Annotated in this window: 14 protein-coding genes; 9 read left to right on the top strand and 5 right to left on the bottom strand. The window is 59.4% G+C overall.

The annotated features are described in order from the left end of the window. Nucleotides 1-103: 103 nt before the first annotated feature. The 3 genes from yidD to rpmH form a co-directional block, all read right to left on the bottom strand. Complete coding sequence (gene yidD, locus CZ203_RS03555) at nt 104-319, bottom strand: membrane protein insertion efficiency factor YidD (RefSeq protein WP_087064804.1); 216 nt, start codon at nt 317-319, stop codon at nt 104-106. 6 nt (nt 320-325) lie between these two features. Then, a complete protein-coding gene (rnpA, locus tag CZ203_RS03550) occupies nt 326-676 on the bottom strand; it encodes a ribonuclease P protein component (RefSeq protein ID WP_087064803.1) in 351 nt (116 codons plus the stop codon). A 220-nt stretch (nt 677-896) separates the two neighbouring features. Next, nucleotides 897-1031 carry a 50S ribosomal protein L34 gene (rpmH, locus tag CZ203_RS03545; protein WP_087064802.1) on the bottom strand — a complete coding sequence of 45 codons (135 nt, stop codon included), beginning with the start codon at nt 1029-1031 and terminating at the stop codon, nt 897-899. A gap of 398 nt (nt 1032-1429) precedes the next feature. Between rpmH and dnaA the strand changes: the two genes are divergently transcribed. The 9 genes from dnaA (at nt 1430) to rnhA (ending at nt 11190) form a co-directional block, all read left to right on the top strand. Beyond that, nucleotides 1430-2731, top strand: a complete 1302-nt coding sequence (dnaA, locus tag CZ203_RS03540; protein ID WP_087064801.1) for a chromosomal replication initiator protein DnaA — start codon at nt 1430-1432, stop codon at nt 2729-2731. 321 nt (nt 2732-3052) lie between these two features. Next, complete coding sequence (gene dnaN, locus CZ203_RS03535) at nt 3053-4162, top strand: DNA polymerase III subunit beta (protein ID WP_087064800.1); 1110 nt, start codon at nt 3053-3055, stop codon at nt 4160-4162. Nucleotide 4163: 1 nt separating this feature from the next. Further along, on the top strand, nt 4164-4373 hold the full coding sequence (locus CZ203_RS03530) for an RNA-binding S4 domain-containing protein (RefSeq protein WP_087064799.1): 210 nt from the start codon (nt 4164-4166) through the stop codon (nt 4371-4373). Between the two features lie 133 nt (nt 4374-4506). Then, the gene (locus tag CZ203_RS03525; RefSeq protein ID WP_235847452.1) at nt 4507-5262 is read left to right on the top strand and encodes a DNA replication/repair protein RecF; all 756 of its coding nucleotides are present in this window, start codon (nt 4507-4509) and stop codon (nt 5260-5262) included. Then, nucleotides 5210-5449 carry a DNA replication/repair protein RecF gene (locus tag CZ203_RS15080; protein ID WP_235847451.1) on the top strand — a complete coding sequence of 80 codons (240 nt, stop codon included), beginning with the start codon at nt 5210-5212 and terminating at the stop codon, nt 5447-5449. The genes CZ203_RS03525 and CZ203_RS15080 overlap by 53 nt, the downstream gene beginning before the upstream one ends. A gap of 254 nt (nt 5450-5703) precedes the next feature. Beyond that, nucleotides 5704-5967 carry an extracellular matrix regulator RemB gene (remB, locus tag CZ203_RS03520; RefSeq protein ID WP_227105622.1) on the top strand — a complete coding sequence of 88 codons (264 nt, stop codon included), beginning with the start codon at nt 5704-5706 and terminating at the stop codon, nt 5965-5967. A 137-nt stretch (nt 5968-6104) separates the two neighbouring features. Beyond that, the gene (locus CZ203_RS03515; protein ID WP_087064797.1) at nt 6105-7865 is read left to right on the top strand and encodes a DNA topoisomerase subunit B; all 1761 of its coding nucleotides are present in this window, start codon (nt 6105-6107) and stop codon (nt 7863-7865) included. Between the two features lie 61 nt (nt 7866-7926). Next, nucleotides 7927-10506 carry a DNA gyrase subunit A gene (gyrA, locus tag CZ203_RS03510; RefSeq protein WP_087064796.1) on the top strand — a complete coding sequence of 860 codons (2580 nt, stop codon included), beginning with the start codon at nt 7927-7929 and terminating at the stop codon, nt 10504-10506. Nucleotides 10507-10752: 246 nt separating this feature from the next. Continuing rightward, on the top strand, nt 10753-11190 hold the full coding sequence (rnhA, locus tag CZ203_RS03505; protein WP_087064795.1) for a ribonuclease HI: 438 nt from the start codon (nt 10753-10755) through the stop codon (nt 11188-11190). Nucleotides 11191-11400: 210 nt separating this feature from the next. Here rnhA and CZ203_RS03500 read toward each other — a convergent pair whose 3' ends face one another. Together CZ203_RS03500 and CZ203_RS03495 are read right to left on the bottom strand one after the other, a co-directional pair. Then, on the bottom strand, nt 11401-11634 hold the full coding sequence (locus CZ203_RS03500) for a hypothetical protein (RefSeq protein WP_087064794.1): 234 nt from the start codon (nt 11632-11634) through the stop codon (nt 11401-11403). 213 nt (nt 11635-11847) lie between these two features. Further along, nucleotides 11848-13047 (bottom strand): peptidylprolyl isomerase, encoded by a 1200-nt coding sequence (locus CZ203_RS03495; protein ID WP_087064793.1) that lies wholly within the window; start codon nt 13045-13047, stop codon nt 11848-11850. Between the last annotated feature and the right edge of the window lie 41 nt (nt 13048-13088).

Genomic DNA, 13088 nt, shown 5'->3' with positions numbered 1-13088 from the left:
TGTCCTCCAAAAATGTGTATTCTCCCCTCCATAAGGTACCCCGAGCAGCAGGAATCATACCGGAAAAAGGTATTTCCCGGTTTTTCCGCCTCCTGGGCGCGCATTATGGGACAGGATCGTAGGGTCCGCGGTGGGAAAACGGGTGGCAGCGCAGGATGCGCCGCAGCGCCAGCCACCCGCCCTTCAGGGCGCCGTACTTCTCGATCGCCTCGACGGCGTATTGCGAGCAGGTCGGTATGTAGCGGCAACGCGGCGCCATGCACGGCGAAATATAGCCCCTGTAAAACCGGACGATCGCCAGCAGGACTTTCTTTGCCAATTTGGATTACGCCTCCCCGGACGTTACGCGGAGTTTCAGCTCGTCCATCGCTGCAAGCAGCGCCTTTTCGATTTCCCGGCATTTGGCGCCCGCCGCGCGGCCCCGCGCGACTAACACAAAATCATAGCCGGTTTTAAACTCCGCTTCATGCAGGCGGTACGCCTCGCGCAACAGCCGTTTGATCCGGTTGCGCACGACCGCGCCGCCCAGCTTGGTGCTGACCGTGAGCCCTATGCGGTTTCTCCCCAGGCGGTTCTTCGCGCAGTAGACCACGACATAGCGGGTCGCCGCGCTTTTCCCGCGGTGGTATAACCGGCGGAAATCACGGTTTTCCTTGATGGAAACGGTTTGTTTCATGCTAAAAATGGCTCCTTTTTGAAAGAGAGCGTACGCAGGGCGTCCCCCGTCCGCAAGTGCCCAAAACGGACTTGGTTTCCCCGCGCCGCGGCACGGTTCAGAAATACCCTTATAAAAGGGCGCCGCGGCCTGCCCGCCGGCTGCCGGCGGGCCAAAAAGATCAAGGCTTACAAAAAATGGACCGCCTCGGCGATCCATCTTTGTCTTCGGTATTTACCCCTTAGTGGGACAGTCTAGCTCTGCCCTTCGCACGACGGCGGGCAAGAACCTTTCTGCCGTTCGAGGTGGACATTCTCTTGCGGAAGCCGTGCACCTTTGCGCGCTGACGCTTCTTCGGCTGGTACGTTCTTAACATCTCTAAAGCACCTCCATTCCTAAAATAAAGTGAAATCGGGCACCGGCACGGGTCCGAACCCCTCCGGAATTCCTGGAGCACTCGGGCGCGTGCCGCTGCCCGTCCGCTACACTCTGAATCAGCATTCATTATACAGGTAAATGCGGGCGATTGTCAAGCACTAGTTCTGGTTTTTTCGCATGGAACCACCCCCATATGTTGATAAAAAGCTGGATTTACCCTATTTCCGGGGAAAAATACATGCACATCCCCGCCGCCGGGCGGGCAGCCGGATTTCCATTTTTCCGTCATTTCCCCACAAAGTTATCCCCAGCCTGTGGATATTGACCTTGAACCGCCCCTAAATTTCTGCTATTATTTAAGGTGAATAAAAATCGGCTGAAAAAGGAGGTCCCGTATTGAACCCGTCTAACGACATCCTCAAAATGGCGCTCTCGCAAATGCAGCGCACGATCAACCCGGTCACGCTGACCGCCTGGTTTGACGACGCCACAGTCGTCGAATTCGTCGGGAACGTGCTGACACTGCATGTCCCGAACGATTTCAAAAAGGAGATCATCGAAACGCGCTTTATGGAGCCGCTGACCGCGGCGCTGCGCGAGCTGTTCGACGACGAGATCGGCGTGGTGCTCACCACCGGGGAGATTGAGAACCCGGGCGGCGTCAGCTACGGCCTGACCCCGGACGACGAATACACCTTCGACCACTTCATCGTGGGCAACTCCAACAAATTCGCGCATGCCGCCGCGCTTTCCGTGGCAAACCAGCCCGCCCAGTACTATAACCCCCTCTTCATCTATGGGCAGTCCGGCCTCGGCAAGACGCATTTGCTCTATGCGATCGCGGCGGTCATCCGCCAGAACCACCCGTCCTACCGTATTATATATGTAAAGGGCGAGGATTTCACCAACGAGCTGGTCGGCGCGATCCAGGAGGGCGACGTACAGAATTTCCGCGGCAAATACCGCATGGCCGACCTGCTGCTCATCGACGACATCCAGTTTATCGCCGGCAAGGAGCGCACGCAAGAGGAATTTTTCCATACCTTCAACGCGCTTTACGAGGCCAAAAAGCAGATCGTGCTGACCTCCGACCGGCCGCCCAAGGAGATCAACACCCTGGAGGACAGGATGAAGACCCGTTTTGAATGGGGCCTGCTCGCGGACATCCAGCCGCCCGATTACGAGACCCGCATGGCGATCATCCAGGCCAAGGCACAGAAAATCGGCTTTACCCTGCCGCCCGAGGTCGTGCAGGTGATCGCGGAAACGCTGCATTCCAATGTACGCCAGCTCGAGGGCACCGTGAAGAAAATCCAGGCGCTGCACAACCTCATGCACCAGGATATCACAGTCGAACTGGCCAACCGCGCGATTGAAGAGGTGCGCGGCTCCGACGAGGCGCTGACCCCCACCCCGCCGAAAATCCTGCAGGCAGTCGCCAATTATTACAGCATCCCGGTCGAGCAGATCGTCGGTTCCCGCCGCTCCAAGGATACGGTGCAGCCCCGGCAGGTCGCCATGTACTTAGTCCGCGAACTGACGAATTATTCCCTTCCCGAAATTGGCAAGGTCTTTTCGCGCGACCACACCACGGTTTTGCACTCGATCAACAAAATCGAGGACGAGCGGAAAAACTCCTCCGAAATGGACGGCATCCTAAAGACCCTGATCTCAAATATCCACCAGGGGACCCTTTAAAAAACCCTCCGGCAACGGGTTGCCCGCAGCCGGAAACAGGGATATTTTACGTAAAAATTTATCCACAGGGATTGTGGATTGTGGACAATCAACCTGTGGACAAAAATTACCCCCTGATTTTCCGACCAGTTCCGCCAAAAACATCCACAACCCGCTGGGGACGCGAAAAACCCCGGCCTGCCTGGGCGCGGAAGGGTTTTCCACAGTTTCCACACTACTACTACTACTACGAAAAACATATCCTATTTATCTTTTATTTCCCGGATAATGCGTCCACACCGCAGACGCTTACCTGTGGACAATCGAAAGGAAGAAGTTTAAATGAAATTCTCCTGTGAAAAATCGACACTGCTCGACGCGATCAACACCTCCTCGCGCGCCGTCTCCGGAAAAAGCGCCATCGCCCTGCTCGAAGGCCTGCTCATCCAGGCCGGCGACCGCCTGGCGCTGACCGGCTACGACCTTTCCCTCGGCATCCGCACCACGGTCGACGCGGATATCATCGAACCCGGCGAGGTCGTGCTGAACGCGCGCATCCTGGGCGACATCATCCGCAAGCTGCCCGACGACGCGGTCTATGTGGAAACCGATGAAAAGCTGCTGACAACGATCAAATGCGGCCGCGCCGTCTTTAACCTGATCGCCTCCCCTGCGGACGATTTCCCGCAGATGCCCGAGGTTTCACAGGAAAATTTCATTTCCCTGCCGGAACAGACGCTGAAATCGATGATTTCCCAGACGATTTTCGCCGTTTCCGACAATGAGAGCAAGCCGATCCACACCGGCTGCCTCTTCGAGACCGAGGGCGGCCGCCTGAACGTCGTCGCGGTCGACGGCTACCGGCTGTCCGTCCGGCGCGAAAACCTGGAAAACCCCGCGCCCGACGGCCTGAAATTCGTCGTGCCCGGTTCGGCGCTGCGCGAAATCGAACGTATTTTGAGCGAGGACGACGCGCCGGTCTCGGTTTACCCCGACCCGAAGCATATTTTGTTCTCGGTCGGCGATACCGTGCTGATCACCCGCCTGATCGACGGCGAATTTTTGAATTACCGCGCCGCAATCCCGAACGACGCGGATTACCAGGTCAAGGCGGACGTCAAAAACCTGATCACCTGCATCGAGCGCGTGTCGCTCATTGTGTCCGAGAAGCTCAAAAACCCGGTGCGCCTGGATTTTGACGGCGACACCCTCAAAATGAGCTGCATCACCGCGATCGGCAAGAGCTACGACGAGTGCACGATCGGCGGCATGGTCGAAAACCTGGAAATCGGCTTCAACAACCGCTACCTGCTCGACGCGCTGCGCGCCTGCAGCGACGAAACCGTCGTGCTTTCGCTCAAGGGCGCACTGAACCCGGTGATCGTCACCCCGGTCGAGGGGGACAAGTTCACCTACCTCGTGCTGCCCGTCCGTCTGAAAGCGGGGGACTAAAATGCAGGAAATTGCCATTTCCGGCGCGTTTATCAAGCTTGACGCGCTGCTCAAATTCGCAAACTTGGCCTGTTCCGGCGGGGAGGCGAAAATCCTCATCGCCGAGGGGCAGGTACAGGTAAACGGCGAAACCTGCACCCAGCGCGGCAAGAAAATCCGCCCTGGGGATACGGTCGCGCTGAACGGCGAGGCCGTGCGGGTGATCGGCTGATTATTCGGGAAAAGTATAAATATGCATTGGGAAATCCAAAAATGTTGCGGCGGGACAGAGCCCCGGCGTGGGGCGGGTATGCCAAAATGTCCGCCTCACACGGACAGTCCCGCCCTTTTGCAGGAGGGCAGGCATGGTTTTGCGCACGCTAAAACTGCATAACTTCCGCAATTACGGGGACGCGGCGTTTACCTTCGGCGAGGGGGTCAACCTAGTCTGCGGCCGCAACGCGCAGGGCAAGACCAACCTGCTCGAGGCGGTCTCCGCCCTGTCCACCATGCGCCTGTTCCGCACCGGGCAGAAGAAGGACGGCCTGCGCTTCGGCGAGGACGCCGCCGCGGTCGAGGGCGCTTTTTCCGCGCAGGGGCGCGACTTCACCCTGGAGCTGCGCCTGTTCCGCCGCAAGTCGATGGAGATTTACCGCAACGGCGTGCGGCTGCGGCGGCAGTCGGACGCGGCCGGGCTGCTGCAAAGCGTGCTGTTCTGCCCGGACGACCTGTACCTCGTGCGGGAGGGCGCGGCGGTGCGGCGGCGCTTCCTGGATACTGCGCTGTGCCAGCTTCGGCCGCGTTATGCGCAGATCCTGGAGGAATATAACCGGCTGCTCGAGCATAAGACGCGCATCCTGCGCGACAGTGAGGAAAAGCCCGCGCTGCTCGACCTGCTCGACGATTTTTCCCTGCGCATGGCGCNTGGCCGCGCAGCTTTACGCGCGCGCGCTGGCGCCCCGCGCGGCCGAGGTATCGGCGCGCTCCTGCCTGTCCGGCCCGCACAAGGACGACCTCGTGCTCGAGATCGACGGCCGCCCTGCCGCGGCTTACGGCTCGCAGGGGCAGGTGCGCACCTGCGCGCTGGCGATCAAGCTGGCGGAGCGCGACCTGTTTTTTGACGATACCGGCGAATATCCGCTGCTGCTGCTTGACGACGTGCTCTCCGAGCTTGACCGCGGGCGGCAGGACTTTGTGCTGAACCGCATCCGGGGCGGGCAGGTGCTGATCACCTGCTGCGAGGAGGAGCTTGCCGCAAAGGTCGGGAGCGGCGCGGTGTTCCGCATCGAGGGCGGGCGGGTTGTGTAAGAATGTGTCAGCCAACACAAGAAATCATAAATTTTTTTGAAAGTTTTTCATGAAAAACGACCACAAACGCGCAAAATTATGGTATAATAGTCGCAAGGCGGCTATCGTGGCGGCGCACCCGAAAGGGGGACGCCCCCGGCGCGGGATGCGGCGTCCCGGACGCGTGCCCGCCGCCATTTTGGCCGGATAGGCTGCATTGCAGAGCCGGTATTGCGGCGCCTGCGCCGCGGGCAAGGGGGGATTTGTGCTTGTATGTGCATTTAGGGCAGGACTATATCGTCCCGGTGCGCTCCATCATTGGTATTTTTGATATGGATACCGCTACGGTGTCCAAGCATACGCGCGCCTTCGTCGCCCGCATGGAGCGGGAGGCCAAGGCGGTCGCCCTGTTCGAGGACCTGCCGAAATCCGCCGTGCTGTGCGAAACCGCGCTCGGCGAGCGGCTGTATATCTCGCAGATATCCACGGCGACGCTTGCGCAGCGCGTGGAGCGGCTGCAAAAGGGCGAATTTGCATAGGGGCGCATAGTACGGTTTTATCGATCGCACAGTGTAAAGCTGAGCGTTTTTTTGATTTTGCGGCGGTTTTCTAACAGTGGGCGCGCCCACCCCCAGCCGCAGGGAAGCGACTCTTTCGGAGAAAAGGATACGGAAATATGAGCATGAGTGAAGAAATGTTGGACCTCAAGGTCACCGAAACCTATGACGAAAGCCAGATCCAGGTCCTCGAGGGCCTGGAGGCGGTGCGCAAGCGCCCGGGCATGTACATCGGTTCCACTTCGGCGCGCGGCCTGCACCACCTGGTGTATGAGATCGTCGACAACTCGATCGACGAGGCGCTCGCGGGCTACTGCACGCATATCGAGGTGACCATCGAGAAGGGCAACGTCATCCGCGTCACGGACAACGGGCGCGGCATCCCGTGCGGCATCCACCCGCAAATGGGTATCCCGACGCTCGAGGTGGTGCTGACCGTGCTGCACGCCGGCGGCAAGTTCGACGGCGCGGGCTACAAGGTGTCCGGCGGCCTGCACGGCGTCGGCTCCTCCGTCGTAAACGCCCTGTCGGAATGGATGGAGGCCGAGGTGCGCGACGGCACGCACAAGCACTATATGCGCTTTGAGCGTGGCCAGACCGCGCGCAAGATGGTTTCCACCCCTTGCGACAGCGAGACCGGCACCACGATCCGTTTCAAGGCCGATCCGGAGATTTTCGAGACCACTGAATACGATTACGACACGTTGCAGCTCCGCCTGCGCGAGCAGGCTTTCCTGAACGCGGGCGTGCGCATCACCCTGCGCGACGAGCGCGACGATGAGGCGACCGAGGAAAGCATGTACTATGAGGGCGGCATCCGCCAGTTCGTAGAGCACCTCAACCGCCAGAAGAACCCGCTGCACGACGAGGTCATCTACATCGAGGGCAGCCGCGACGGCTCGATGGCCGAGGTCGCCATGCAGTATACCGACAGCTATTCCGAGCTCATGCTGTCCTTTGCCAATAACATCAACACGACCGAGGGCGGCACGCACGAGACCGGCTTCAAATCCGCGCTCACCAAGGTGCTGAACGATTACGGCCGCAAGTATAACATCATCAAGGAGGGCGACAAGCTCTCCGGCGACGACACGCGCGAGGGGCTGACCGTTGTGCTTTCCGTCAAACTCCAGGACGCGCAGTNGCGCGAGCTGACGCGCCGCAAATCCGCGCTGGACGGCGCTTCCTTGCCCGGCAAGCTGGCCGACTGCATCGAGAAAGACCCCGCGCTCACCGAGATTTACATCGTCGAGGGCGATTCCGCGGGCGGCTCCGCCAAGGAAGGGCGCGACCGCACCCGCCAGGCGATCCTGCCGCTCTGGGGCAAGATGCTGAACGTCGAGAAGGCGCGCCTGGACAAGGTATATGGCAACGAAAAGCTGACCCCGATGATCACCGCCTTCGGCGCGGGCTTTGGCGACGATTTCGACACGACAAAACTGCGCTACGGCAAGATCATCCTGATGGCCGACGCGGACGTCGACGGCAGCCATATCCGTACCCTGCTGCTGACCTTCTTCTTCCGGTTCATGCGCCCCCTGATCGAGGAGGGGCACGTCTATATCGCGCAGCCGCCGCTGTTTAAGAACGAAAAGGGCAAGGACGTGCGCTATACCTACACCGAGGAGGAACAGCGCGCCTGCATCGACGAGATGGGCGACAATGTGCACGTACAGCGTTACAAGGGCCTCGGCGAGATGGACCCCGTCCAGCTTTGGGAGACCACGATGGATCCGGCTAACCGCATCCTCAAGCAGGTGTGCATGGAGGACGCCGTGCAGGCGGACGAAATCTTCACGCTGCTGATGGGCGAAAAGGTCGAGCCGCGGCGCGAGTTCATCGAAAAGAACGCCAAGTACGTCAACAATCTGGACATTTAAGGCAGGCTGGATGCGGGCAGGCGGCTGCCGCCCCTTCCGTTAAGCTTCTTGGAGGCAATCAATGAGTCAGGAATTTGAAAACCAAAAAATCATCCAGGTCGACATTGACCGGGAAATGAAGCGCTCCTACATCGATTACGCGATGAGCGTCATCGTCGGGCGCGCGCTGCCGGATGTGCGCGACGGCCTCAAGCCGGTACACCGCCGCATCCTGTACGCCATGTATGAGGACGGGCTGACCTCGGACAAACCGTACCGCAAGTCCGCGACCACGGTCGGCAACGTGCTCGGCCGGTACCACCCGCACGGCGACGCCTCGGTATACGACGCGCTCGTGCGCATGGCGCAGCCCTTTTCCCTGCGTTACCCGCTGGTAGACGGCCACGGCAACTTCGGTTCGGTCGACGGCGACCCCCCGGCGGCTTACCGTTACACCGAGGCGCGCATGGCCAAGATCGCCAACGCCCTGCTGGAGGATATCAAGAAGGAAACGGTGGATTTCCAGCCGAACTTCGACGAGGACCGCAAGGAACCGGTCGTCCTGCCCTCCCGTTTCCCGACGCTGCTGGTCAACGGCTCGTCCGGTATCGCGGTCGGCATGGCGACCAATATCCCGCCGCATAACCTCGGCGAGGTCATCGACGGCGTGTGCTATGTCATCGACCACCCGGAGGCCGGGCTGGATGAGATCTGCCAGTTCATCAAGGGGCCGGACTTCCCGACCGGCGGCATCATCATGGGGCGTGCCGGCATCCGCGCGGCCTACGCCACCGGCCGCGGCAAGATCAAGGTGCGCGCCAAGGCCGAGATTGAGGACCTGCCGAACGGCCGCAGCCAGATTATCGTCACCGAAATCCCCTATATGGTCAACAAGGCGCGCCTGGTGGAGTCCATGGCGAACCTCGTCAAGGAAAAGCGCGTAGACGGCATCACGAACATCCAGGACCATTCCTCGCGCGAGGGCATGCGCATCGTCATCGACGTGCGGCGCGACGCGAACGCGCAGGTAATCCTGAACCAGCTCTATAATTATACGCAGCTCCAGGATACCTGCTCCATGATCCATCTTGCGCTGGTGCCGAACCCGTTTAACCCGGATAAATTGCAGCCCAAGGTGCTCTCCCTGCGCGAGATCATCGACGAATATATCGCCTTCCAGAAGGACGTGGTCGCCCGCCGTACGCGCTACGACATGAAGCGCGCGCAGGACCGCGCGCACATCCTGGAGGGCCTCAAGGTCGCGACCGACAACATCGACCGCATTATCCAGATCATCCGCGCCGCGGCAAACGAGTCCATCGCCAAGGCCGACCTGCAGAAGGAGCCGTTCATCGTCAACCAGATCGCCCTGCTCGGCATTGTGGACGGCCAGGAGGAATATGAGTTCCACCTGGACGAGGCGCAGGCACAGGCGATCGTCGACATGCGCCTCGGCCGCCTGTCCGGCCTGGAGCGCCAGAAGATCGACGACGAATACAGCGAACTGGAGGGCAAGATCGCGGAATTCATGCGCATCCTGTCCTCCGACCACAACATTGCCGAGGTCGTCAAGCAGGAGATGCTCGAAATCCGCCGCAAGTACGGGGACGAGCGCAAGACCGAGATCGCCAATGTGGCGGACGAGATCGATATCGAGGACCTGATCGAGGAACAGGAGTGCGCCTATACCCTGACGCACTTCGGCTATATCAAGCGCCAGCCGACCTCCGCTTACCGGGCGCAGCGCCGCGGCGGCCGCGGCGTGTCGGCCATGGCAACGCGCGAGGAGGACTTTGCAAAGAGCCTGTTCACCGCCTCGACGCATGATACCATCCTGTTCTTCTCCAACTTCGGCAAGGTATACAAGCTCAAGGGCTACCAGATCCCGGAGACCGGGCGCAGCGCCAAGGGCATGAACATCGTAAACCTGCTGGAGGTCGAGCCGGATGAAAAGATCACCGCGATGTTCCCGATCAAGGAGTTCGCGGACGATAAGTTCCTGTTCTTTGTGACCCGCCAGGGCGTGGCCAAGCGCATCGTGCTGTCCGACCTGCAGAATATCCGCAGGGGCGGCCTGCGGGCGCTCGGCCTGAACGACGGCGACGCGCTCGTCGACGTGCGCCTGACGGACGGTAACCAGAACATCCTGATCGCAACGCACGAGGGGCGCGCGATCTGCTTTGACGAGAACGAGGTGCGCGCCATGGGGCGCACGGCGGTCGGTGTGCGCGGCATCAAGCTCTCCGAGGAAGATTACGTCGTGGGCGCCGCGCGTGCGCGTAAGGATGCCTACGTGCTCACCGTGACCGAGAACGGCTACAGCAAGCGCACGCCGGTCGACGAATATACCGTCCACCACCGCGGCGGCGGCGGCATCCTGCTGCACGGCCTGACGGAAAAGACCGGCATGATCGCGGGGCTTGCGGTCGTCGACCTGGATAACGACGTCATGATCATTACGGACGATGGCGTCATCATCCGCACCGCGTGCGAGGACATCCGCGAATGTGGCCGCGCCTCCCAGGGCGTGATCACCATGCGCACCGGGGACGACGTCAAGGTCATTTCGATCGCCCGGACGGAAAAAGCCGAGGACGATGAGGACGAGGACGTAGGCGAAGCCGCTGAAAACGGCGCGCCCACCGAACCCACGGAAGGATAAACGGCAAGCGCGCGGCCAAATACGGCCGCGCGCTTTTTTATCCCCCCGGCGCGGGGTTGCTTTTGTGGCGTGGAATACGCGTAAACCCCTTAAATTCCCACCGCCGTTGTGGTATCATAGCCGCAAAGCGGCTACGATACCTTTGATTTAAAAATGATATCACAATGGCACGATATGCAATGGCTTTTGTAGGGTTCCACTTGCCATTGTGGTATAATGGGAAAAAAACAGACATTGGGAGATTTTATGAAGAAGGTCACAATTTATACCGACGGCGCCTGTTCCGGGAACCCGGGGCCGGGCGGCTGGGGCGCGATCCTGCAATACGGCGCGCATGAAAAGGAGCTTTCCGGCGGCGACCCGCAGACGACCAACAACAAAATGGAGCTGACCGGCGTTATCGAGGCGCTGCGGCTGCTCAAGGAGCCGTGCGAGGTCGACCTGTATTCGGACTCGAAATACGTCATCGACGGGATCACCAAGGGCTGGGCGAAGGGCTGGAAGGCGCGCGGCTGGAAAAAAGCCGACAAGACCCCGGCGAAAAACCCGGAGTTTTGGGATGCGCTGCTCGGCCTGCTGGATTACCATACCGTGCGTTTCCACTGGGTCAAGGGGCACGCGGACAATCCGAAAAACAACCGGTGCGACGAGCTGGCGGTCGCGGCTTATCAAAAATACAAATAAAAAAAGCCCCACGTGGGGCGCGGCCATAAATACAGGGCAGCGGGCGTATTTGCCCGCTGCCCTGTTGTTTTATAGCGTAACGGTTTTTTCTGCGTAAACAATACCCGACAGTCCATATCCCCCGGTACTTCCGCATGACAAAAGCTTTGCAGCTTATAGGTACTTTTTTGGGAATTCCCGCACCCGCAGATACGGGATAACCGCCTTTTTTCATTTAACTTTTTTGCATTTTTTCAGATGATAAATCACACAGGCGAGTAAGGCCAAGGAGACGATAAACCAGACGATTGGGTTTTTATAAATCCCCTGCGGGAGCGAGATGAGCACCGCGCTGGCGGAGTCGGCCGATAACATAAAGGATCCCAGGTAGATAAAGTAAATCAGCTGCACGGCAACCAAGACGGAAAGCGCAATGGTTGCCGTGATGAGAACTTTCTTTTTCATATGCCCTCCATCTGTGCTTAAAGCAGGATATGCCTATCCAATAGCTAAAAGTATAAATCTAATGACGAAAATTGTACAGGAAAATAGGTATAAATTTCAAAGTTTCATAAAATGCAAATGCAATGCAAGGATGCCGCGATACCGCAAGGCCAGGCGGGAGCGTATAAAAAAGGCCGGAAACCTTTACGATTTCCGGCCTTTTCTGCGTTTGTTTTAGGAAGCGGCCTGACCCGCGTCGGGATTGCTTTCGCCCTGGCCGTCTGCGGGACCGGCGTCCGTACTGGAAGCGCCGCCCGCAGGCGCCGTGCCCGCCTGATCGCCGCCGTCGCCCGGCAGGATGTAGTCGAACACGTTGTCGAGGTTGATCTTGTCAAAATCTTCGGTGGTTTCGACCTGCGCCTCAGCCATCCACTGGTCGACCATTGCGTTAAAGGATACGTCCTCGCCCTTGACGATGCTCGCCACGGCGGCGGCATAATCGTCGAGCTTGGTTTCGTCAAGCGGCACGCGCTTGATGATGTGGTAGCCGTAGGAGGTCTTGACGAGGTCGGAGACGCCGTTCACCTCGAGCGCCCAGGAACCCTTGTTGAACTCCTCGATCATGGTGCCGGTCAGCGTGTTGCCGTCCTTATCCATGATATAGCCCTCGGGGCTTTGCGTCATGCCCGGGTCCTCGCCGTAGGTCTTGATCAGGGAATCAAAGTCCTCGCCCGCCTTGGCCTGCGCCAGCACGTCTTCCGCCAGCGCGGTCTTTTCCGCGAGCGCGTCGCCGGTCAGGGCGTTGCCCTGGTCGTCCACGGTGCTGATCAGCACGTGCTTGACCTGGATATAGTTTTCGTTGAAAGCCTTGAGCAGCTCGTCGCGCGGGGGCAGCGCCTTGCCGTTTTCGCCGAAGTAATAATCGTTCAACGCCTCGACATAGCTGCTGACAAGCAGGATGTTGTCGTACATCTCCTCGTCAAAGCCGAGCGTTGCCAGCCAGATGCCGAACATCGTCTTGCCGCCCTGCTGCTCGACGACCTGCGCCTTCTGCTCTTCCATGGCGTTGACCTTGTCGCGGCCCAGCTTCAGGCCGGCCTTGTTGAACTGGTCGACGATCGTATGGATATAGACCACCTGCTGCTTGGTCTGATCCTGCAGCTGGGCGAACAGGGACGCGCTCATCTCCGGGTCGTCCCAGATTTCGGTGCCCATGCCGTACATGGTCATCATATTGTCCATGTAGGCCTTGGAATAGACCATCATGGAGGCGTATTCCTTGGCATGGATTTCCTCGCCGTTGACCGTCATGACGACGGGCGTGCCGGGGTCGGTTACCTTGAATTTCGGCGCGGGGTGCATTGCGAGGACGATGCCGATGCAGATCACGGCGATCAAAACCATCGCAATGATGGGGATCAGTTTCTTTTTCATGTTGATTCTCCTGTTTTTTATCACAAAATACAGTTGCTATT

Source organism: Intestinibacillus massiliensis (assembly GCF_900155735.1).
Lineage (GTDB): Bacteria > Bacillota > Clostridia > Oscillospirales > Butyricicoccaceae > Intestinibacillus > Intestinibacillus massiliensis.
This window is presented reverse-complemented; position numbering and strand designations above follow the sequence as displayed.

Coding starts and splice junctions, on each gene's coding strand:
- rnpA (WP_087064803.1), bottom strand. CDS start 676: ATGAAACAAACCGTTTCCATCAAGGAAAACCGTGATTTCCGCCGGTTA.
- rpmH (WP_087064802.1), bottom strand. CDS start 1,031: ATGTTAAGAACGTACCAGCCGAAGAAGCGTCAGCGCGCAAAGGTGCAC.
- dnaN (WP_087064800.1), top strand. CDS start 3,053: ATGAAATTCTCCTGTGAAAAATCGACACTGCTCGACGCGATCAACACC.
- CZ203_RS03530 (WP_087064799.1), top strand. CDS start 4,164: ATGCAGGAAATTGCCATTTCCGGCGCGTTTATCAAGCTTGACGCGCTG.
- gyrA (WP_087064796.1), top strand. CDS start 7,927: ATGAGTCAGGAATTTGAAAACCAAAAAATCATCCAGGTCGACATTGAC.
- rnhA (WP_087064795.1), top strand. CDS start 10,753: ATGAAGAAGGTCACAATTTATACCGACGGCGCCTGTTCCGGGAACCCG.
- CZ203_RS03500 (WP_087064794.1), bottom strand. CDS start 11,634: ATGAAAAAGAAAGTTCTCATCACGGCAACCATTGCGCTTTCCGTCTTG.
- CZ203_RS03495 (WP_087064793.1), bottom strand. CDS start 13,047: ATGAAAAAGAAACTGATCCCCATCATTGCGATGGTTTTGATCGCCGTG.